This window comes from Prevotella micans F0438 (genome assembly GCF_000243035.1).
GTDB classification, from domain to species: domain Bacteria; phylum Bacteroidota; class Bacteroidia; order Bacteroidales; family Bacteroidaceae; genus Prevotella; species Prevotella micans.
Window position 1 is genome coordinate 130,531 of the sequence record NZ_JH594523.1, and the last position, 21,083, is coordinate 151,613.

The window sequence follows — 21,083 nt, forward strand, 5'->3', positions numbered from 1 at the left end:
ACTTACAGGCGTTCTGCTATTCTGTTGAGCAGGTTGACGACTTTTGATTGCACATTTGTTGAGTCATGCAATTGGTTGTCTATCCAAATAAAAGCAATAAGAAGTTGTTTTTGTGGAGTTAGTTTGTCGAATAAGATTTGTTTATTCCTCCTATAGGCCTCGCGCACCTGTCTTTTCACTCGATTTCGTTTCACAGCTAGTTTGAGTTGCTTTTTCGGAACGCTGACTAGCACTTGTACTTTACCTCCTCCGGTTCCCTCTTCGATTAACAGATAAATTGCCCGCAAGGGAAATGCTGTCATCGAACGGCTTACTCCCCCACAGAAGAGTTTATCGATTAGTTTCCTGCTACATAATCGTTCTTCTTTTCGGAAGGAGAGTTTATTGCTTGCGGGCATACTATGTTTAGTGGGAGAAGATTCCTTATTTGTTCTTCTTTAGATAGTCGCTAAGTGCACTTGTCATAGATGGAAACTTCTCTGAAGGTGCTTCAAGATCAAGCCTAAGTCCTTGCTTAGTTACTTCCTTAGCTGTTGCCGGACCGAAAGCGGCTATTTTGGTTTCACCTTGCTCGAAGTCGGGTATATTTTTCTTCAGAGCCTGCACGCCTGTCGGACTGAAGAATACAAGCATATCGTAGTCGAAGTCTTTCTTTTCTTCTTCGGTAAGGTCATTGCTAACAGTGCGATACATAACGCATTCCTTGTGCTTTAGTTTATGTCCGCCCAGCAGAGTGTTTATAGCTTTATTATGTACTGAACTTTGCGGAACGAGATACTTCTCGTCCTTATGTTTCACCATTGTGGGAACGAGATTGTCGAGCTTTCCGGAAGTTCCAAAGAACACTTTGCGTTTGCGATATTGAACGTATTTCTGGATGTAGAGCGCAATGGTTTCAATGACGCAGAAATATTTCATTGTTTCGGGAATGGTTATTCGCATCTCCTTTGCCAATTTGAAGTAGTTGTCGATGGCATGTCTGGATGTGAACACCACTGCAGTATAGTCGAGCAAGTTTATTTTTTGCTGGCGGAATTCCTTTGCTGTGAGTCCTTCAACTTTGAAGAACGGACGAAAAATAAATTCCACTCCGAATTCTTTTGCAATGTCATAATAGGGTGATTTGTCATTGGAGGGTTGTGGCTGAGACACCAATATCTTTTTTATCATTTTATTCTAAAAGTTTATTTTCAGAAAGTTCTCTACATATATCAAAATCCCTGCTAATGCTGTGAGTGGCATTATCTCAAGGGCGCAAAAGTACAAAATTATTTGTAGACCTAAATTGGTGCTTTTGAAAAACACCGCATACTGCTTTTGCATTGTAAACAGCTTAATTAAAAGCGTCACCGACAGAGTGTAGATGAGTGCAACTTGCATTGAAAGATTGAAATAGATCAGCAGAAGAACCAGAGGGAAAAGCAGCAGCCCTTCGATCGATGTGATGAAAAACCACCATTGTAGCCAACGCTGATTATCACTCTTGTTGAAGTAAACCCAATTCACTATTGAATACAGCATTCGTTTGAAGAGGAAATAGATTACAAATAGCGCGAAATATATTCCTACGTTTTTCATTTGTAGATCGTAGGAATGAATCTCTCCATTAGCCGAGTTATTATAGAGATTGTAGATTATGCTCAGAAGCAACGCTGCTTGGACAAACAGAAAAACTTGGAAGCGCATCTCGCCATAGGTTTCAACGTTGCTTTTCCTGTCTTTAGGCATTTTGAAAAGCGTTCTGAGCTGCCGGTTAATAAAGTTGCGCGACATCGAAATGGCAAACATCGCCAAAATAAAGCAAATGATGAGTAAACCTATCAAGGTATTGTCGTTACTGACGCTGTAGGGTTTCGGATCGCCTAGGATACCTCCGGTATTAACCGGTTCCATAGGACGAAAAAAATTATTGCCTTTGAAATAGCTTTCCTCCTGGAAACTAATATCAGTGAGTTTGAATTGTTTTATAGTTTTCGGTTGCAACAAACTCGGCGAAGATGTTTTCTTCGCCGAGTTCCCTGTCACAACTGTTGCTGTGTAACTGTTAGATTGCAAGAGAATATTGAAAGCTTTCGACATACGTGTGTTTACAATCCGAAGGCTTTCTTAATTTCATTCACCTTGTCGAGTTTCTCCCAAGTGAAGAGTTCAACCTGTATTTTCTGCGTATTGTGGTATCGACTAGTGAATATTTTTTCAACCCATTCGTTCCGGCGCCCCATATGTCCGTAAGCAGCTGTTTCTAGGTACATCGGTTGACGCAGTTTCAGCCTGCGCTCGATAGCCTTTGGACGAAGGTCGAACATCGACTTAATCTTCTCGGCTATTTCGCCGTCGGACATTTTAACTTTCGACCGTCCATAGGTATTCACATAAATACTTACCGGCTCAGCCACACCTATTGCATAAGCAAGCTGAACGAGCATCTCGTCGGCCACACCTGCTGCAACCATATTCTTAGCTATGTAACGCGAAGCGTAGGCTGCCGAACGGTCGACCTTACTCGAATCCTTACCCGAAAATGCTCCACCACCGTGGGCACCCTTACCACCGTAAGTATCTACGATTATTTTCCGACCCGTAAGACCAGTATCTCCATGCGGTCCACCGATAACGAATTTACCCGTTGGATTAACGAAATATTTTATATCGTCACCGAACAGTGATAGAACTTTTTCAGATTCTATCTGAGCCTTAACCCGCGGCATAAGAATCGTTTTCACATCCTCCCGAATCTTGTTGAGCATAGCCTTTTCAGCCGCTTCCTTCTTCTCGCATGAATCACTCTCGACACTAATAAACTCGTCATGCTGTGTCGAAACAACAATCGTGTCTATCCGTCGAGGAATATTGTTGTCGTCGTATTCGACCGTCACTTGGCTCTTCGAGTCGGGCCGCAAATAAGTCATTAGCTTACCTTCCTTCCGAATATCAGCCAGTGTCCGCACGATGAGATGTGCCAAATCAAGTGTCACGGGCATATAGTTGCTCGTTTCGTTGCAGGCATAACCAAACATCATACCCTGGTCACCGGCGCCTTGATTATCTATATCGCCGTTGTCGACTCCACGGTTAATATCGTCGCTCTGCTCATGAATGGCCGAGAGAACTCCGCAGCTATTACCATCGAACTGATATTCGGCCTTCGTATATCCTATATTATTAATTGTGTTACGCGCAACGGTCTGTAGGTCGACATATTCTTTCGAACGAATTTCGCCCATGATGACCACCTGTCCTGTTGTGTTGAAAGTTTCGATGGCGCAACGTGCATCTTGGTCGTAAGCAAGAAATTGGTCGAGTAGCGCATCACTGATTTGGTCGGCAACCTTATCGGGATGTCCCTCGGAAACCGATTCTGAAGAAAATAAATATGCCATTTGCTTTGAGTCTTGTTTTTTAATTTATTGTTTGCAAAGGTACAGCAAACTTGTTTCGCAGACAAGATTGTTAGCCCCGGAAGGAACTACAGACGTATGAGAAGACAAACAAAGAAACAAAGATGTGAGAATCCGTAATCCTCATGCCTATTAGAATCGAGTAGAGCTGCATGTAAAGACTGATAAACTAAATCAATGCTAATTCGACCTGGCTATTCCGCATTTAGGAACGGGCTCAGTGTCTATCTGTCCGTCCGTCTGTCAGGACGGAATAAATTTACACATGAGCTCAATAAGCCTGAATATATTTATACGGCTGGTAGCCTAATTGGTGTGGTGGAGACAAACAGACACGAGATCGTTCCTACATATAATCTACCGGTTGAATGGAATGTCTTCTTAAGCCAAACCTACGTTATAAAAAATCAAACGGCCCAACTCTTGCGATAATATTGCAAATAAGAAATCAGATAGTTTAACTATACGACAACATCGCAGAAAAACAAACGACTGGAGTCTTACTGTTAGACTATGCTCATACCGAACACACTGAAAAAATAGGGCTGCCACCTAATTAAAGGTTGCAGCCCTATTAAATACAATAATATGGACTTATATTTTTATTCAGCTATTATCTGTTGATAAGTTTCTTACCATCCTTGATAACAACGCCCTTGTAGTTCTTACCTACCTGCTGGCCACTGAGATTATAAATCTTGCCATTATTAACGGCCTTAGCCTTATCGGCTTCGATGTTTTCAATTCCATCGGCGATAGTGGCGCTACCTTGAAGAACAATGATTGGAGTCTTAGATTTGCCAGTCTTACCCTGGAGGTAAACCACTCCAACGCGCTTATCTACACCTGAAGGTAGAGCTTTGCATATCGGTTTAACAATAGAGATACTGTTCTTTGCATCAAATTCTGTAGCATCCACATCAGTAATCCAATCCGGCTTATCTGCAACGAAATAGTTGAAATTTCCACTCTGATCTTGGTATGGGAATGCTGTGAATACAGGTGCTCCACCAATGTTCTGCTTACCAGTCTTACCTTCATTAGAGATTGTCTGACCGTCGTTGGATACACGAAGAATATTCATATCGTGAAGCTCTGTTCCATCCATAGATACGTTAGCAGCACATTCTATATAGTCGAATCCACCTTTGACGCTAAAGAACAAGCTCAATCCTCCATAAATATCAATTTCCCTGAAGTCTCCATTCGCTGCCCTCCAAATACCATGCGACTGTATGTTCACGGAATCTTCAACCAACTGCTCACTTCCACGGAAACCGACGTTAATACCTGGATCCTGGAAACCAGTTATAACCATTGCATGAGGACCTTCAACTACGAAAGGAACATTACCAAGGGAACCGCTTAATGGGTCTATTCCTTTCTTATGGAAATTGATATTCACAACTCCAAACTTAAGTTTTCCCTGTTCCCCAACCGGAGCTACTTCAGTTACATCGTCAGCCGTAGCTTCAAGCTTGGCTATCGTATCAGTCCCGAGCGACCATTTACCTTCTCTATCTTCAGAAGCATTGAGAATAACCATTTTCAATTTTGCATTTGCAGCAATCGGGTGATTATCCTTAGATAGCACTAGGAAATGATAATCTTCTACATATAAAGGAGCTGCTGGTGCGGGTATATATTGAATAACTCCGACATTCTTCAATTTCACTCCATCTTTGAATTCAGTCTCACCGGTTCCGTATATGTAATTGATTCCATCTTTCTGGCCTTTATTATACCAAACTGCACCCAAACCGTAGTTTTTCGCCGTCATAGTGTCGAAGAAAGACAGATTGGTTATTGTATCTACAGCTAATAAGGATGGGCCATACTGGGCAAAATACTTGTTAGATTCACCCAATTGATAGGACTGTGTTCCTCTATGCAGAACAGGAGTATAATAACCACTTCCTGAATAATTGGTTACAAGATTACCATAAACGAAGTTGAAATCTGCATCTACAAACTGTGGATCAGCCGGCTTACTATCCTTACCTATAGTCCAATTGGTTTGTTTCTTGTTTGTAGATTTGTTGTAGAATTTCATATCGAATCCAGGAGGAACTATCAAAGCACTTATATAACGCTGTTTACCATCTGCAGTTATACCTGTGTACATTGTTCCTACCGGACGTGTGTAGTAAAGACCTTCAGGAAGCCCCTTGCGCGGAGCTTTTTTCTTTACAACCGGAGCTTCTAGGCTCCCAATAGCAACCTCTGCCTTTTCCATGCTGAGGTCAACTTTCTTGAATCCCGCATTACTCTTAATAGAATTTTGAGCGAAACTCGATACTGCTATCATCGTAGCAGCCGTAAGCAATAAAACTTTCTTCATACTAGTAATAATTAAATAAATACTACATTAAACTTAGAACGAACCACTGATTGGCGTCCATTGCCGAAACCAGCTTGATTGAATTCAAATCAAAAGCCGTTTTTTCGCGTGTGACAGTAAACTTCTGACTGAAAATATCTAGAAGGGTTCTTGCTTCGGGCACTCTGGTCAACAATGTTTGAGCCGGTGTGCTACTCGGAGCAGAAAAATTCAGGGTTATGCCGGTATCATCCTTCGCATAGGTGTAGTCGTACCACACAATAACTGTCTGCAAACCATTTCTAAATGAAATGCCTATCTGATAAAAATTTTCTCTGTCTTTTTTCTTGAACTGGAGCATGTTCAATGTAATTCCCTTCGAACGGAAGGCCTTAGCCACATTGTCATAAACAGTTTTGAAAGATTCAGACTTCCCGTTGGCATTAGTCATTCTCCAACTCTTCAGTTTCTCTGCCAGTGTTGCAGTTTCGTTAAAGAAACGAAGAGGGTCGTCACCCGAGATATAAAAATTCTCGTTTACAACAAAGTCCTTACCGTTCTTTGTAACCATCTGGAATTGGTCTTTCTCTGCATTATAACGGAATTCTTGCACCGATGTAGTTCCATAAACCTTGGGGTCGCGGAAACGGAGGAAGTAATCGCTACCGTTCTTCGTTACCAAAAAAGGATTGAAACTTTCATTGAGTACTCCATCCAAGTTATATGGATAGATGTTCGGAATACCGTCGTCGGCTCCTTCCATCTTATAAATGCTATCTCCGAAATGAATCACATCAAAAGTAGGAATCTTCGAAGGGAACATCTGCTTCTGGAAAGATGTCATCTCATTAATATAGTCGCTGTATTTAACGCCTTGCTCCATTGGAGTAAGTAGGTTATAGGTTCCGCGCTTCTTTCCTTTAAGCAACATATAGCTGGCATCTTCGGGTGCCTGTACTATAACGAACTCATAGTCGCCGCCTATCCCGACCCCAGTTTCATTCTTCGGATGATCTTGAGTTCCGGTTGAAGGAACATCCTCCGGATTAGAGAAAGCGTGAATAACCTTATTATAGGTGTTGAAAGTCAATACAGGCCCATTATCGGTTATCACCTCCCAAGAGGAAGAATCTTCCATGAACATATTTCCACTAAGGATATTATTCATCGCAGCCTTGACTGAACGGTCCTTATTGAAGTCTACCAGAACTAGATAACCATTTCCAAATGGAGCTTCTTTATCAGTAGTTGGATAGAGCTGCATAACCCATCCATTAGGCTGAGCCTCCAAACGAGAAGAGTATAATTCGCTAGCTGCATTGAGTCGCTCAGCAGCACTCTGACTGAATATATTATCTTCTTCACCTGCACATCCGGCAAAAGCAACAGACGCACCTAAGAGAAGAGATAATTGAAATATCTTATTCATAATACTGATTCTAAAATGTTATTGTTGTAAAGCCTTGTATTGATAAACCCACTGACGTAGCTTATCGATAATCTTCTTACCGTCAGTATCGATACTTATAAGTCTATTCTCGAGGTTACCATAGGCGTCAAGTTTGAATGTTCCATCAGGATTCTTTACAAACTGCCTTGACTGAACTTCACGACGAAGTTTATCTAAGTCTATCTTGTAATGTAGCATTAGATAGTTTCTCACAAGATCAACCTTTTGTAGGATAACTTCACGACCATTAATACCAGATGTATGAAGCCATTGAACCTTACCGTTTGCATCCAGAATAACATGACCTGCTGCATTGCGTACGCATCTGCGACGATAAACCTTATTCTCGCCACTCTCATTTTTCTTAAAGTATCCAATGGTATCCTTATTATAGCCATTAGGATTCCTCAGCAATTGAGCATATGCTTGTGCATCCTTACAATCAACCTGCTCCCATTCGTATTCTGCAGAATGTAAGAGTTGATTCCAACTAATAGAGTCACGAGTTATATAGTTCGCCATAGACTCTGCCCAGTCTTCATAAACCGCACTGGAGGCATAACTACTAACAAAACCACGACCTGCAGTTACAGAGTCGGCAATATTATTCCAACCAGATGCATCATATAAGCTATTGGACAAGGTATTGAACCTTAGAGGACGCTCATGAGTTTGGTCTAGGATATGTGCAAACTCATGATGCATAGTCTTAAAGAAATACTCGTTCATAACATAAATGTTACTAACATCCAGATTGTTTGCATTGTACAGATTAATTTTCACACCGCTACTGGCATCTCCAAGCACTTCGGTTCCCTTAGACGGATTGTAATTCTTTGAACCTGCAACCTGAATTACTCGAGGACTGTATTTCTTCATAAAGCTCTTATCAGCAATCGTGTCGTAAACATCATACCAAAGATATTTTGTGAGCACAGCCAAATCTACACTTTTATCATAAGCAGCAGGAGTTAGATTCTTTGTCATATCGGAACCAACATCCTCCATCCTATAAATGAAACGCAAATTATAAGGCTCCAGGAATTGCTTCCTAAGAAAGGTGTCGAGCGGGAATGTTACAGAGCTCTTATCTAAGTTATCGACAGATGCTCTTGTATCGAATATCGTAGGTGTAAACGAATCGTCTTTACTACAAGAAGAAAAAACGACACCTGTTATTATTACAACACCTAGAAAAAACTTCTTAAAATTAAGTTTCATATGTATATCCTCCTTAATTATTTATTTCTCAACCTCTCCAAATTCATAGAACTCGAATTGACCTTAGAATTAGATGATGAGAAATCTAATTGTGCTGGTTTACCTCCGGTGATACCCGTACGAGCAGATTCTGTTCCTGCAGAAAGAACTTCCCATGGAATCTCTATTATTCTCTTGGCATTATCTGCTGTTATAGTATCTCTCGAAAGCCCGACAATATGCTTCAAAGGAAGCCCCCAACGGCGAATATCAATGAATCGCATTCCCTCGAAAGCGTTTTCATAACGACGGAAATCATTTAAACAATTCATGTAAGGAACAGCTGCAGCAGGAATATTAAGTCCAACTCTTGCTTGTGCAAAGCTCCAGTCTTTAAAACAGTTTTCATGATTTTTATCACTCCAGTAACTTAAAAGAACATCCTTTGTAAGGAATTTTGTATTACCTGTTGTAAGATGGGCATCTTTATCCTTCTGCGAGAAATTCTTCAAAGAATAGTTCCAATAGGCCATCAAGTCGGCAGCAGCAGCATCATAACGACCTAACATAATCTTAGCCTCGGCACGTTCAAGCAAAAGTGAATTAGAGGTGAACGCACGGTATATAACATGAACATAACCCGTACCAGCTATCTTGTTTACGTATTGGAATTTCTCCTGAATCTTAGCTCCAAAGAATCCATAATCGCTAGAACCACTACTAAAAAGCATTCCACTAATAATAGGAATACTGGGTGCAATATAGCCAGACCAAAGGGGGCTAGGGTGTACCATTAGAGTAGCGCGAGCAGCAGGACCTGCACAAGAATAGCGAGAGCCGAATATTCGTCTAGGAAGGGCAGAATAAGTAGGTATAAGCAACAAATTATTATTCAATTCTGGATTTTGCCAAGCCGTTGCATAATCAGAAAGATTCGCTGTCTTCTCAAATACAGAATAGTCCATCATCATACGCTGAAGCCGAACTGTAGTGTCTGCTCCCAAGACAGCATCAGCATGAGCTATAACTTTTTCATACTGATGGGTAAAGAGATAAAATCGAGCAGCAAAAGCATGTGCAGCATTAACATTAAAATGGTATTTGGGAGCTACCTTATAATTAATATCAGAAATCTTCTCCAGTCCTAACTCTAAGTCTTTCTGTATACTATTGTAATTATCAGCAACACTTCCTCTTGGGTAATTCGACATTACAACATTATTTGTATGAGTTACATAAGGAATACCTTTATCATTCTTACTTGTCTCTGCATCTTTAAAGGGACTTGCAAAGAAATTAACAAGCATAAAGTGACTATAGGCACGCAGAAGTAAAGCCTCTCCTTCAGCAGCTCTCATCGATGGGCCGCGTTCAAGTGAATTAGGCACTAATTTATTTATTGCTTCTATCGCATAGTTAGCACAAGCTATGGTACGATAATAAGAAGCCCAAAGCTGTCCAGGAGAATCGCTCTCACCATAAGTAGCTTGAGTAGCAGGCTCGAAACGGAACAACTGATCGTCCCAACGAGCATACGAAGCATAGTTATAGTGAGAAAGAATCTGTTTATCATTAGGACTAGTCGGTAAGTGAGGAGATTGATTGTCAATAAGATTATCACTCGAGAGCTCACCTACCCAAGACGGGTTAGAATAAGGATAAGAAGTGATAAGCAATTTAATAATCTTCTCCTCGGAGTCAATCTCAGTACGCTCATCCGGATTTTTATCCAAGAAGCTATCGCTGCACGATGTGAGACCAACTGCAGTGATACCAAGAAATAAGGCTATATATTTTATTGATTTCATATGGAATCGTTTTGTGTAGATTAAAGCATATAAAAACTTATAGTCCCAAGCGAACTGTCAGTGTGAATTGTTTGGAAAGCGGTGAAGACACACCACCTGCACTAACGAATTCCGGGTCTTGACCATTAAGCTTTTTATCAGCATAGATAAGGAATAGGTTGGTAGCATCAAGCTTAAGAGAAGCGCTACGAAGACCTATCTTATTAATGAGTGAAGGTAAAAAGTCATAAGTCAAAGAAATATCTTTCATTCTTATGAAGCTACCATCAGCGACGCGTGCCGAACTATAGTTATAAGAATTATAAGCAAATCTCAGGTTTCTATCATTGTAATATTGACGTCTAGAAGCTATAGCTGGAATAGTTGTGAGCTTTTCATCTCCAGGCATTACCCAACGGTTCTTAAATTCCTTAGGCATAGCATCCATATCAGAATAAACTGCTGAGAATACCGGATCGAGACGAACCTTATTTCCAAAGCTATATGTTACAAAAACATTGAGTTTCCAGTTCTTCCAACGTACAGAGTTATTCAAACCGCCAGTTACAGTAGGTTCTGTAGACCCTTCATATTTCAGGAAGTTCAACTTCTCAAATTCCTGGAAGTTGATGTCTGTAGTTGTAACCTCACCATTTTGATTTATTATTTGTGGCACACCTTCGTCATTCAAGCCCACAAAAGGAATTGAGAACAAAGAGCGGTGAGGATAGCCTCTACGAATATTAGAACCTGAGTTATATATGAGATTTATAACTGAAGCGCGAGAAAGGACATCGGTAATCTCTGTATGTGTATAAGAGAAAGTGAAGTCGGAAGTCCAATCCCAGTTCTTAGTCATTATATTGTGCGTGGTGAGTGCTGCCTCAACACCATAGGATTTCATAGAAGCAACATTGGCGAATTTACGTATTTCACCATCCTCTCCACGTGTATTCACATATCCCATAAGATCGAAGTTATCACGCCAATACCAGTCTGTAACCAGGTTTATTCGGTTATCTAGGAAACCGAGGTCAACACCGATATTAAACTCTTTCTTCTTTTCATAAGTCAACTCGGAGTTACCATTCTGTGCCAAAGCTATACCTGTTTCCTGCTGAGCTCCCTGGGGCCGCCATACCGTTTCTGGTGAGAATACCGGCAGGGCATTTGAAGCAGCAATCTGGTCACCTGTTAGAGAATAACTCAAACGTAGGGTTCCATAGGATACAAGAGCATGGTGTGCATCCGACCATTTTTTAAACCATTCTTCTTCTGAAGCATTCCAACTCACACTGACATTTCCTGTTGGGAGCCAGCGACTACTTCTAGATTTACCGAGATTGTTATTACCATCATAACGACCTGTTAGATTCAAGGTATAACGACCCTTATAAGAATAATTCAAATTCGCATAGTAAGCCAGACGACGTGTCCATTGCTTAGAGAACTCTTGTAGTATGGTCCCTTCCTCACGAGCCTGTTTATAGAATAGTTCGTAGATTGTTTGTTTCCGACCATTATTATAGTCAACGGCATAAGCACTATTCATACGTGCATCATAATCAGCACGGTTTGCATCCATACCAATAAGAGCATTGAAAATGTGCATGTCATTCCATCTGCGTGCATATTGCATTGTTCCACGGAAGTCAAGCTGCTTCAAAGTATTCTCGTTCATAATGTTTATACCACCAGTTGGCATAACAGAAACAGGAAGACTATTGGGTTTATCGGGGTCAGTATATAAGAAAGAGTTATTACCTCTTATATTCGGATTATCTACACCAGCACGATAAGCTTCAGCCTGATTAGAATTATTCATAATAATATGCTCACGTGTAGCTGTATATGTACGATAACTACCTAACAGGTTTATTTCAAAGCCATCAAGAGGTTTCCATTTTGGTTTCCAGTTGAATTCGCCCGTAAATTTAAAGTCGTTTGTAAGAACATTGATAAAGTTGTTATCCAACTCACTGAAAACATTGAACGGGGCGTAGAAACGAGTGTAAGTTGCATAAGGATCTAGTGTACGAGAAGTATTCATCGAGTACTGGAATGGGTTAATATCGAAGTTACGACTAACCTTTCCACTAACAACATCGACATCCTGATTCAATGTACCAGGAGCCTGCTGATCACGATGACTTGCATTTGCACGCAGATTAATTGTTATCGCCCTAGACAGATTAAACGAAGCATTAACATTAGCTGTGTAACGTTCAACTTTACTATCCTTATACCATCCCGGATCGTTCAGAGCTGAAAGAGAAGCATAAAGGCTAGCATGATCTGTACCTGTAGAAATACTTATAGAGTGATTCTGCATGATATTGGTAGTGAATAACTGATCGAACCAATCAGTATTACGGAACTCTGCCGACTGCAAGAATCTATTCATTGCAGAAGTAGTGTAAGGAAGACCAAATTGTCCATTTGATTCGTTGTATTGCTTTATCAACTTATACATCTGGCCGTAAAGACCCGACGTAGAACTGTTAACCAGAGACTCCAACTGTAACCATCCCTTCGCAGCCATCTCCTTATAGATACCCATCTGTTCTTGGGAATTCGAGACATTATACTGATTATAAGAGGGTTTCATTCGATAGGTGAACTCACCGGTATAGTTCAAGGCACTACGACCAGAACGACCTTTTTTTGTAGTCACAACAACCACACCGGCCATAGCACGAGCACCATATATAGAGGTGGCCGAACCATCTTTCAACACTTGAAAGCTCTCAATATCGTCGGCATTCAAACCGGCAATAGCATTAGAAATAAGTGTAGCAGCATCTCCTGAGGAGAGATCGTCGGCACTCACATTAACGGCATCTTCCATTATTACACCATCAACAACCCACAATGGGCTTGAGCTACCATAAATAGATGTTGCACCACGAACACGGATTTTAGGAGCCGTACCGAAAGTGCTACTCACATTCTCAACGCTTACTCCGGCAACCTTACCTTCAAGCGAACGAGTAATGTCGGCAACACCATCCAAACGGGCCTTTTCCGCATCTACTTTCGTAGTAGCACCAGTGAAAAGACGTTTGTCCATCTTCTGAATACCGGTAACGACTACTTCACCTAATGTTTGTGACGCATCATCAGGGTAAAGGATAATCTTCATATTCTGACCACCTTTTACCTTTTGTGTTTTCATGCCAACGTAGCTAACAACCAAGGTTGGATTGCTCACTGGCGAATTAATACTGAATCGACCATCAAGGTCTGTTGCTGAACCGACTTTAGTTCCTTGCACAAGTATGGAGGCCCCAATAACAGGTACGTTGTCGTTGCCAATAACAACTCCGTTCACTGTAGTTTGAGCCAACGCTGTTCCCAATGCTAGAAACAAGCCGATGAAGAGCAGGGTTAATTTCTTTCCCATAAAAGCCTCATAATATTAATACTGTTTTCAATTGTTTTCGGTACCTAGTTGCAAAGATACACAAAATCCAAAAAGCACAAACCTTTTGCTAAAAAAAAGAAATCTGAAGTAGGTTTACCAGATTCGGGGTTGAAAGATATGGCCTTTCAAAGGCTCTTATAATAATAGGTGTAATTGTAGGAAGTATTATGCCTCGTTATCTTGGGCACGGCGTCGCTCGTCAAGGAGTTGGAAGTCTTTTTTCTGAAGTACAAAGTCGTTACCAAGATATTTCTCTTTCACTATTTTGTTTGCGGCGAGTTGTTCGGGAGTTCCTTTGAAGAGAATACGACCTTCGAAAAGCAAATAGGCCCGGTCGGTTATATTGAGAGTTTCGTGTACGTTGTGGTCGGTTATGAGAATACCGATGTTACGGAACTTAAGTCGCCAGACAATATGCTGGATATCTTCGACGGCTATTGGATCGACTCCAGCAAATGGTTCGTCAAGCATGATGAACTTTGGGTCGATGGCTAGGCAGCGGGCTATTTCACATCTACGACGCTCACCTCCTGAAAGTCGGTCGCCCAGATTTTTCCGCACTTTGTCAAGACGAAACTCAGCTATCAAACTTTCCATCTTTACCAGCCGTTCTGCATGCGACAGCTTGGTTGTTTCGAGTACACTCATGATATTATCCTCAACGCTCATTTTACGGAACACGCTAGCCTCCTGCGGCAGATACCCAATTCCGGCGCGGGCACGTTTGTAAACGGGGTAATTTGTTATTTCGTTGTCGTCGATGTATACATGCCCCCCGTTCGGTACAACCAGCCCCGTTGCCATATAAAATGACGTGGTTTTCCCGGCCCCGTTCGGTCCGAGAAGCCCAACAATTTCGCCCTGCTTAACATTTATGCTTACTCCGTTTGCCACGGTTCGTTTTCCGTAGCGTTTAACAAGTCCTTCGGTTCTGAGTACGCTTATTTTTTCGTTTTCAGGACGCACAATGATTTTCTCTATTCCGGTCATTCTTTTTCGGTGATTTCGGTGTGCTGACAAAAGTAGCAAAATTCAACTTAATAGTGTGTGACACGGCACGGAGGCTACGGAGTACATTGTAGGTTTCTATCGGAATTTGGTTACTTTTGCAAAAGTCAAAACCCAAATAACTTTATATGCAATTACTTAAATGGCTGAACACCCTAGGCAGATATTTGCTCCTTATGGGACGTTCTTTCAGCCGACCCGAACGTATGCGCATGTTCATGAAGCGCTACGTTAAGGAGATGTCGCAATTAGGCGTCGACTCAATAGGTATAGTTCTACTCATCTCCTTTTTTATAGGCGCTGTCATTTGCATTCAAATAAAGCTCAACGTGCAGAGTCCTTGGATGCCCAAATGGGTATCCGGCTATGTAACTCGTGAGATTATGCTACTCGAATTTTCGTCAAGCATCATGTGTCTTATTCTTTCGGGGAAAGTGGGTTCGAACATCGCCTCCGAACTTGGCACAATGCGTGTGACCCAACAAATCGACGCTCTAGAAATCATGGGTATTAACTCGGCAAGCTATCTCATCCTGCCCAAGATGCTGGGTTTGATAACTATAATGCCATTCCTAGTGATATTCTCAGCCGCCACAGGCATTCTGGGAGCCTATTCAACAGCCTATTTCGCACAAATCATCACGCCGGTCGACCTTACAGCCGGCATTCAGCACAGTTTTAATTCATGGTTCATGTGGATGAGCATTCTGAAGGGGCTTTTCTTTGCCTTCATCATTTCGAGTGTCTCGTCGTTCTTCGGCTATACAGTTAAAGGCGGATCCGTTGAAGTTGGCAAAGCATCGACCGATGCCGTGGTTTGCTCTAGCGTGTTAATCCTTTTCAGTGATGTATTTCTAACTCAAATGTTGAGCTAATCATGATTGAAGTTAAACATCTATATAAATCGTTCGGCGATAAAGAAGTTCTCCACGACATTAACACAACGTTCGAGGACGGACGGATAAACCTAATCATCGGACAGAGCGGAGCCGGCAAAACCGTACTTATGCGAACACTCGTTGGTCTATTAGAACCAACACAAGGCGAAGTGCTCTACGACAATCGGAACTTCGTTAACATGAACAAACGAGAGAAGATTCACATGCGACGAGAAATGGGAATGATATTCCAAGGTGCTGCGCTCTTCGACTCGTTAACCGTACTGGAGAACGTTCAGTTTCCGCTCGACATGTTTTCCGACATGATTCTGCGCGACCGTCAACGTCGTGCCCAGGAATGTCTCGACCGCGTAAACCTCTCTGACGCCGGAGACAAATATCCTGGCGAAATATCAGGCGGAATGCAAAAACGTGTTGCCATAGCTCGTGCTATCGTGATGAACCCGAAATATCTCTTTTGCGACGAGCCCAACTCCGGTCTCGATCCAAAAACTTCACTCGTCATCGACGACCTCCTATCGACCATCACCAAGGAGTTCGACATAACCACCATCATCAATACCCACGACATGAACTCCGTCATGGGTATCGGCGAAAGCATCATCTTCATCAGCGACGGTCGCAAAGAATGGCAGGGCAACAAAGACACTGTAATCTCCTCGCGCAACAAAAAACTCAACGACCTGGTCTTCGCCTCTGAACTATTCAAAAAGGTGAAAGAAGCCGAGATTGCGGAAAAATAAACCACACTTTAAAACTCCAATCGGTTAGATATCATTGTCGTTATGGAATCTACGATGTAGAAATTACCAGAATCATTGTCGTGGTAGAATCTACAGTGTAGAAATGAACAACACCGGCGGTAATGATGGTATCTACGGCGTAGAAATGACCAGCACCATCGGTAATTATGGTATCTACAGTGTAGAAATGACCAACACCATCGGTAATGATGGTATCTACAGCGTAGAAATGAACAACACCATCGGTCATGCTAGAATCTACAGCGTAGAAACGACCAACACCATCGGTCATGCTAGAATCTACGGCGTAGAAATGAACAACACCATCGGTCATGCTGGAATCTACGGCATAGAAACGACCAACACCGGCGGTAATGCTAGAATCTACGGCATAGAGACGAACAACACCGGTGGTAATGCTGGAATCTACGGCATAGAAATGAACAACACCATCGGTAATGCTGATATCTACGGCATAGAGACAACCAACACCATCGGTAATGCTGGAATCTACGGCATAGAAACGACCAACACCGGCGGTAATGCTAGAAACTTCCACGCCCGCGTAAAATCAAATTAGGTAAGACCAGATATGTGTTGGCAATTTTTTAGAACCCAACAAATTATCAGACAGAAAAATCACAGAGTATTGTGGTATCTCACCGTTTGCAGAAGAGCTTATTGCCCTCTCGCTGTCAACGGGGTTGGGGTGCTCCTTACACCTGATCCAAGTTTATTTAGTATTTTTGCGCGTTTTAATACAGTAAAATACCTAAGATGGCATCTGTTCAAATCAAAAAAGTAGAGAACAAAAAGGAGTTAGCTACCTTCATTAATTTCCATTACGACCTCTATAAAGGCAACCCTTATGACGTTCCAAATCTATTCAGTGACGACATGCGAGTTTTGTCGAAAGACAAGAATGCTGCTTTTGAGTTCTGCGAGGCCGAATATTTCATCGCAACCAGAGACAACAAAGTAGTGGGGCGTGTAGCGGCTATAATCAACTACAAGGCTAACAAAAAGTGGGGACGCGACGACGTGCGCTTCGGATGGATTGACTTCATTGACGACCTCGAGGTTTCTTCTGCTCTATTAAAGGCTGTAGAGAACTATGGTCGCGAGAAAGGAATGTTAAACATCGTTGGTCCACTGGGCTTCACCGATATGGACCCGGAGGGCATGCTCACCCATGGATTCGAAGAGCTCGGTACAATGGCAACTTCATATAACTATGAGTATTATCCGCGCCATATGGAAAAACTCGGCGGATGGGAAAAGGACAACGACTATGTGGAATACTATCTAAAAGTGCCCGACACCGTTCCAGAGAAATATGCCAAAGTGGCCCAAGTAGTTCAGCAGAGATATAATCTGCGGGTTAAAAAACTCACTAAGAAAGACGTCTTCAAAGGCGGATATGGCAAGAAGCTCTTCGCTCTGGTAAACGAAACGTTCCGTGACCTTTATGGCTATTCTGAACTAAGCGAAAGGCAAATCGAGGAATACGTACATATGTATTTCCCATTGGCCGACCTCAATTTGATAACCGTAATCGAGGATGGAAACCGTGATAACGAACCCATCGGACTCGGCATAACCATCCCGTCGCTTAGCAGAGCTCTACAGAAATGCCGGCGCGGTCGGTTGCTACCTTTCGGATGGTGGCACGTGCTGCGAGCAATCAAATTCCACAAGACCGAAAGCGTAGACTTACTGCTCATTGGCGTTCTGCCCGAATATCGTGCCAAGGGAGCTAATGCTCTGCTGTTTGCCGACCTAATTCCACGCTATATAAAATATGGTTTCAAATGGGGCGAAACTCACGTCGAAATGGAAACCAATGAAAATGTACAAAGCCAGTGGGGCCCACTGAACCCGATTAACCATAAACGCCGTCGGTGCTACAGGAAGGACATCGCCCAAGAAGACAAATAAAATTATGAACGATTCTGCAACATCAGTTAGCTATACAGACGAGAACATCAGGCACCTGTCCGATATGGAACACGTACGCACCCGGCCGGGTATGTACATAGGTCGCCTGGGCGACGGTAATCTGCCTGAAGACGGAATATATGTTCTACTGAAAGAGGTTATCGACAACTCGATAGACGAATTCAAGATGAACGCCGGCAACCGAATCGAGGTGGATATCGACGAAAATCTCTGCGTAAGTGTGCGCGACTACGGGCGCGGTATTCCACAAGGCAAACTCGTTGAGGCAGTATCGGTACTCAATACCGGCGGGAAATACGACTCTAAAGCTTTCAAGAAAAGCGTCGGCCTCAATGGCGTGGGCGTGAAAGCAGTCAATGCCCTTAGCTCGCACTTTGAAGTGAGAAGCTATCGCGAAGGAAAAATGCGCTCACTGACTTTCGAGAAAGGAATATTGCAGAACGACAGAACCGAAGCAACCAACGACGAAGATGGAACCTACATATTCTTCGAACCCGACAATGCGCTCTTCAAAAACTACCGTTTCCACGACGACATCGTGGAAACAATGCTCCGCAACTACACCTACCTCAACACGGGTCTAACCATTATGTACAACGGTCGGCGAATAGTGAGCAGACAAGGACTCAAAGACCTTCTCACCGACAACATGACCGTCGACCCACTCTATCCTATCGTGCATCTCAAAGGCGACGACATCGAAATCGCCTTCACCCACACTAACCAATACGGCGAAGAATATCACTCTTTCGTCAACGGTCAGCACACAACCCAGGGCGGAACCCACCAAACAGCATTCAAGGAGCACATTGCCAAAACAATCAAAGATTTCTACGGGAAATATGAATACGGCGACATCCGAAACGGAATCGTAGCCGCAATAGCCCTCAACGTTGAAGAGCCCGTCTTTGAATCGCAGACAAAAATCAAACTCGGCTCCACACAGATGTCACCAAACGGCGAAAGCATAAACAAATACGTGGGCGACTTCATCAAAACCAACGTAGACAACTATCTACACATTCATAAAGAAGACTTCACAGACATTCTCGAAACCAAAATAAAAGAAACCGAGCGCGAACGCAAAGCAATGGCCGGCATAACGAAACTCGCACGCGAAAGAGCAAAAAAATCCAACCTGCACAACCGCAAACTGCGCGACTGCCGGATTCACTTCTGCGATGTGAAAAACGAAAGAAAAGAGGAAAGCTCGCTCTTCATAACCGAGGGCGACTCGGCCAGCGGAAGCATCACCAAAAGTCGCGACGTTAATACTCAGGCCGTGTTCTCGCTCCGCGGAAAACCTCTCAACTCGTTCGGGCTAACCAAAAAGGTGGTCTACGAAAACGAAGAATTCAACCTCCTCCAAGCCGCACTCGACATCGAGGAAGGACTCGAAACACTGCGCTACAATAAAGTCATCGTCGCAACCGATGCCGACGTAGACGGAATGCACATCCGCCTGCTCATCATCACCTTCTTCCTCCAATTCTTCCCCGAGCTAATCAAAAAAGGTCACGTCTACGTACTCCAAACCCCACTCTTCCGCGTGCGCAACAGACGAACGAAAATCAAAAACAAAGCCATCGTTCAGGAGTACGACAGCCATCTCGCTAAAGGCGAAAAGAAAACCGACTTTATCACGCTTTATTGCTACTCCGAAGAGGAACGCCAAAACGCAATCCTCAACCTCGGCCCCGACCCCGAGATAACCCGCTTCAAAGGCTTAGGCGAAATCAGTCCCGAAGAATTCACACATTTCATAGGCCCCGAAATGCGCCTCGAACAAGTAACGCTCCACAAAACCGACCAAGTACAAAAACTCCTCGAATACTATATGGGAAAAAACACTATGGAGCGCCAAAACTTCATCATCGACAACCTAGTTATCGAGGAAGACCTCCCCGAAGACAACGAATAATTAAAAGCTTTATACAGCCCGCGAAGGAACGTTTTCCGCGTGCTCCGGAAATTGCATACGTGTGCGCATAAATTTCTTCCCGTATCCCCGTAAAATTCTATACGTAAAGAAATTTATCGGGACACGTGAGAAAATTCACGGGGATACGGGAAGAAATTTATGCGCACACGTATGCGTTTTCAAGAGAAAACCAGAATAGCCCTGAAACAACACGTTCCGGCCATTTTATTTAGCAACCTTGTCCACAAGTTCAGTTTAATAGAGACTCCAACTCGGGCGCTAGCCCGCATGTAGGGACAGACCCCGTGTCTGTCCGCCTCCCTATCAATTCGGTCTACCGACCGCATAACACATTCCTTCATGTCTGGTGCGGACAGACACGGGGTCTGTCCCTACATGCGGGCTAACGCTCGAATTGGCATCCGTTGTTTATTATCCATTGATCCCTCGCGGAGACTTAAGCAGATTCTTAAACCGAACTCACGTAATAACCCCTCTCCGTTAGATAACACTCATGCCGAGCATACCGAGACCTCTGCAAAACCTACCATCCTCTCAACTCTCACCCATACACTCTTAGAAGAATAAATATTTTTGATCAAAAGATACCGTTGGAGGTTATTTTTGAGTAGATAACAATCTTTTATCAGTGTTTTTTCATATTATCTGATAGAATTTGACACAATAATCCCAGGTGTTCGGTATAAGTTGTAGGCAATGGATTCCATAATATGCTGCGCATGTGTTTTTGAAAGTCCAACATATCTTGCTATTCCTGCACCAAACCATCTATGCATAGAACCAAAGGTACGTTCTACTTTGTAGCGTGTCTTACTTATCGCAACGTTGATACGCTGCTGCCTTTTGGTAATTTCATGTCCTCTTGTTCTCTTATGCATGATACGACTTTTGAGTTTCATACGTTTGAGGGTTTCTTTGTTCTCCATCGAGTCATATCCTTTATCGGCATAGAC

General features: G+C 42.8%; 16 protein-coding genes. 5 read left to right on the plus strand and 11 right to left on the minus strand.

Features of this window, described 5'->3' with window-relative positions; translation table 11 throughout:
• Positions 1-2: 2 nt before the first annotated feature.
• From HMPREF9140_RS08355 to lptB, 10 genes are all read right to left on the minus strand, one after another.
• Positions 3-398, minus strand: a complete 396-nt coding sequence (locus HMPREF9140_RS08355; protein ID WP_006953263.1) for a ribonuclease P protein component — start codon at positions 396-398, stop codon at positions 3-5.
• A gap of 25 nt (positions 399-423) precedes the next feature.
• Positions 424-1,170: a uroporphyrinogen-III synthase gene (locus tag HMPREF9140_RS08360; protein ID WP_006953264.1), complete on the minus strand. Its 747-nt coding sequence runs from the start codon at positions 1,168-1,170 to the stop codon at positions 424-426.
• A gap of 6 nt (positions 1,171-1,176) precedes the next feature.
• Positions 1,177-2,079 (minus strand): DUF4271 domain-containing protein, encoded by a 903-nt coding sequence (locus tag HMPREF9140_RS08365; RefSeq protein ID WP_006953265.1) that lies wholly within the window; start codon positions 2,077-2,079, stop codon positions 1,177-1,179.
• An 8-nt stretch (positions 2,080-2,087) separates the two neighbouring features.
• Positions 2,088-3,380 carry a methionine adenosyltransferase gene (metK, locus tag HMPREF9140_RS08370; protein WP_006953266.1) on the minus strand — a complete coding sequence of 431 codons (1,293 nt, stop codon included), beginning with the start codon at positions 3,378-3,380 and terminating at the stop codon, positions 2,088-2,090.
• A gap of 631 nt (positions 3,381-4,011) precedes the next feature.
• Positions 4,012-5,724: a hypothetical protein gene (locus HMPREF9140_RS08375; RefSeq protein WP_244858987.1), complete on the minus strand. Its 1,713-nt coding sequence runs from the start codon at positions 5,722-5,724 to the stop codon at positions 4,012-4,014.
• 37 nt (positions 5,725-5,761) lie between these two features.
• Entirely contained in the window at positions 5,762-7,147 is a 1,386-nt protein-coding gene (locus tag HMPREF9140_RS08380; RefSeq protein ID WP_006953269.1) for a DUF4302 domain-containing protein, read from the minus strand.
• A gap of 18 nt (positions 7,148-7,165) precedes the next feature.
• A complete protein-coding gene (locus HMPREF9140_RS08385; RefSeq protein ID WP_006953270.1) occupies positions 7,166-8,389 on the minus strand; it encodes a substrate import-associated zinc metallohydrolase lipoprotein in 1,224 nt (407 codons plus the stop codon).
• 17 nt (positions 8,390-8,406) lie between these two features.
• Complete coding sequence (locus HMPREF9140_RS08390) at positions 8,407-10,176, minus strand: RagB/SusD family nutrient uptake outer membrane protein (RefSeq protein ID WP_006953272.1); 1,770 nt, start codon at positions 10,174-10,176, stop codon at positions 8,407-8,409.
• A gap of 37 nt (positions 10,177-10,213) precedes the next feature.
• On the minus strand, positions 10,214-13,558 hold the full coding sequence (locus HMPREF9140_RS08395) for a SusC/RagA family TonB-linked outer membrane protein (RefSeq protein WP_006953274.1): 3,345 nt from the start codon (positions 13,556-13,558) through the stop codon (positions 10,214-10,216).
• A 186-nt stretch (positions 13,559-13,744) separates the two neighbouring features.
• Positions 13,745-14,569 carry an LPS export ABC transporter ATP-binding protein gene (lptB, locus tag HMPREF9140_RS08400; protein WP_006953278.1) on the minus strand — a complete coding sequence of 275 codons (825 nt, stop codon included), beginning with the start codon at positions 14,567-14,569 and terminating at the stop codon, positions 13,745-13,747.
• 146 nt (positions 14,570-14,715) lie between these two features.
• Between lptB and HMPREF9140_RS08405 the strand changes: the two genes are divergently transcribed.
• The 5 genes from HMPREF9140_RS08405 to HMPREF9140_RS08425 all read left to right on the plus strand — a co-directional run bounded on the left by HMPREF9140_RS08405 (position 14,716) and on the right by HMPREF9140_RS08425 (position 20,109).
• Positions 14,716-15,462 carry an MlaE family ABC transporter permease gene (locus HMPREF9140_RS08405; RefSeq protein ID WP_006953280.1) on the plus strand — a complete coding sequence of 249 codons (747 nt, stop codon included), beginning with the start codon at positions 14,716-14,718 and terminating at the stop codon, positions 15,460-15,462.
• Between the two features lie 2 nt (positions 15,463-15,464).
• On the plus strand, positions 15,465-16,229 hold the full coding sequence (locus HMPREF9140_RS08410; RefSeq protein WP_006953281.1) for an ABC transporter ATP-binding protein: 765 nt from the start codon (positions 15,465-15,467) through the stop codon (positions 16,227-16,229).
• A gap of 103 nt (positions 16,230-16,332) precedes the next feature.
• Positions 16,333-16,809, plus strand: a complete 477-nt coding sequence (locus HMPREF9140_RS08415; protein WP_006953284.1) for a hypothetical protein — start codon at positions 16,333-16,335, stop codon at positions 16,807-16,809.
• Between the two features lie 197 nt (positions 16,810-17,006).
• Positions 17,007-18,167: a hypothetical protein gene (locus HMPREF9140_RS08420; protein WP_006953285.1), complete on the plus strand. Its 1,161-nt coding sequence runs from the start codon at positions 17,007-17,009 to the stop codon at positions 18,165-18,167.
• A gap of 4 nt (positions 18,168-18,171) precedes the next feature.
• Complete coding sequence (locus tag HMPREF9140_RS08425; protein WP_006953287.1) at positions 18,172-20,109, plus strand: DNA topoisomerase IV subunit B; 1,938 nt, start codon at positions 18,172-18,174, stop codon at positions 20,107-20,109.
• A gap of 662 nt (positions 20,110-20,771) precedes the next feature.
• On the opposite strand, the gene HMPREF9140_RS08430 is transcribed toward HMPREF9140_RS08425, so the two are convergent.
• Positions 20,772-21,083, minus strand: a 312-nt coding sequence (locus tag HMPREF9140_RS08430) for an IS5/IS1182 family transposase (RefSeq protein WP_006953288.1), incomplete at its 5' end; no start/stop codon positions are given.

Excerpts from the sequence above, each read along its gene's own strand:
- HMPREF9140_RS08415 (WP_006953284.1), top strand. The coding sequence starts at position 16,333 with ATGAACAACACCGGCGGTAATGATGGTATCTACGGCGTAGAAATGACC.
- HMPREF9140_RS08365 (WP_006953265.1), bottom strand. The coding sequence starts at position 2,079 with ATGTCGAAAGCTTTCAATATTCTCTTGCAATCTAACAGTTACACAGCA.
- HMPREF9140_RS08390 (WP_006953272.1), bottom strand. The coding sequence starts at position 10,176 with ATGAAATCAATAAAATATATAGCCTTATTTCTTGGTATCACTGCAGTT.
- HMPREF9140_RS08425 (WP_006953287.1), top strand. The coding sequence starts at position 18,172 with ATGAACGATTCTGCAACATCAGTTAGCTATACAGACGAGAACATCAGG.
- HMPREF9140_RS08385 (WP_006953270.1), bottom strand. The coding sequence starts at position 8,389 with ATGAAACTTAATTTTAAGAAGTTTTTTCTAGGTGTTGTAATAATAACA.
- HMPREF9140_RS08405 (WP_006953280.1), top strand. The coding sequence starts at position 14,716 with ATGCAATTACTTAAATGGCTGAACACCCTAGGCAGATATTTGCTCCTT.
- HMPREF9140_RS08355 (WP_006953263.1), bottom strand. The coding sequence starts at position 398 with ATGCCCGCAAGCAATAAACTCTCCTTCCGAAAAGAAGAACGATTATGT.
- HMPREF9140_RS08380 (WP_006953269.1), bottom strand. The coding sequence starts at position 7,147 with ATGAATAAGATATTTCAATTATCTCTTCTCTTAGGTGCGTCTGTTGCT.
- HMPREF9140_RS08420 (WP_006953285.1), top strand. The coding sequence starts at position 17,007 with ATGGCATCTGTTCAAATCAAAAAAGTAGAGAACAAAAAGGAGTTAGCT.
- lptB (WP_006953278.1), bottom strand. The coding sequence starts at position 14,569 with ATGACCGGAATAGAGAAAATCATTGTGCGTCCTGAAAACGAAAAAATA.
- HMPREF9140_RS08360 (WP_006953264.1), bottom strand. The coding sequence starts at position 1,170 with ATGATAAAAAAGATATTGGTGTCTCAGCCACAACCCTCCAATGACAAA.
- metK (WP_006953266.1), bottom strand. The coding sequence starts at position 3,380 with ATGGCATATTTATTTTCTTCAGAATCGGTTTCCGAGGGACATCCCGAT.
- HMPREF9140_RS08410 (WP_006953281.1), top strand. The coding sequence starts at position 15,465 with ATGATTGAAGTTAAACATCTATATAAATCGTTCGGCGATAAAGAAGTT.
- HMPREF9140_RS08395 (WP_006953274.1), bottom strand. The coding sequence starts at position 13,558 with ATGGGAAAGAAATTAACCCTGCTCTTCATCGGCTTGTTTCTAGCATTG.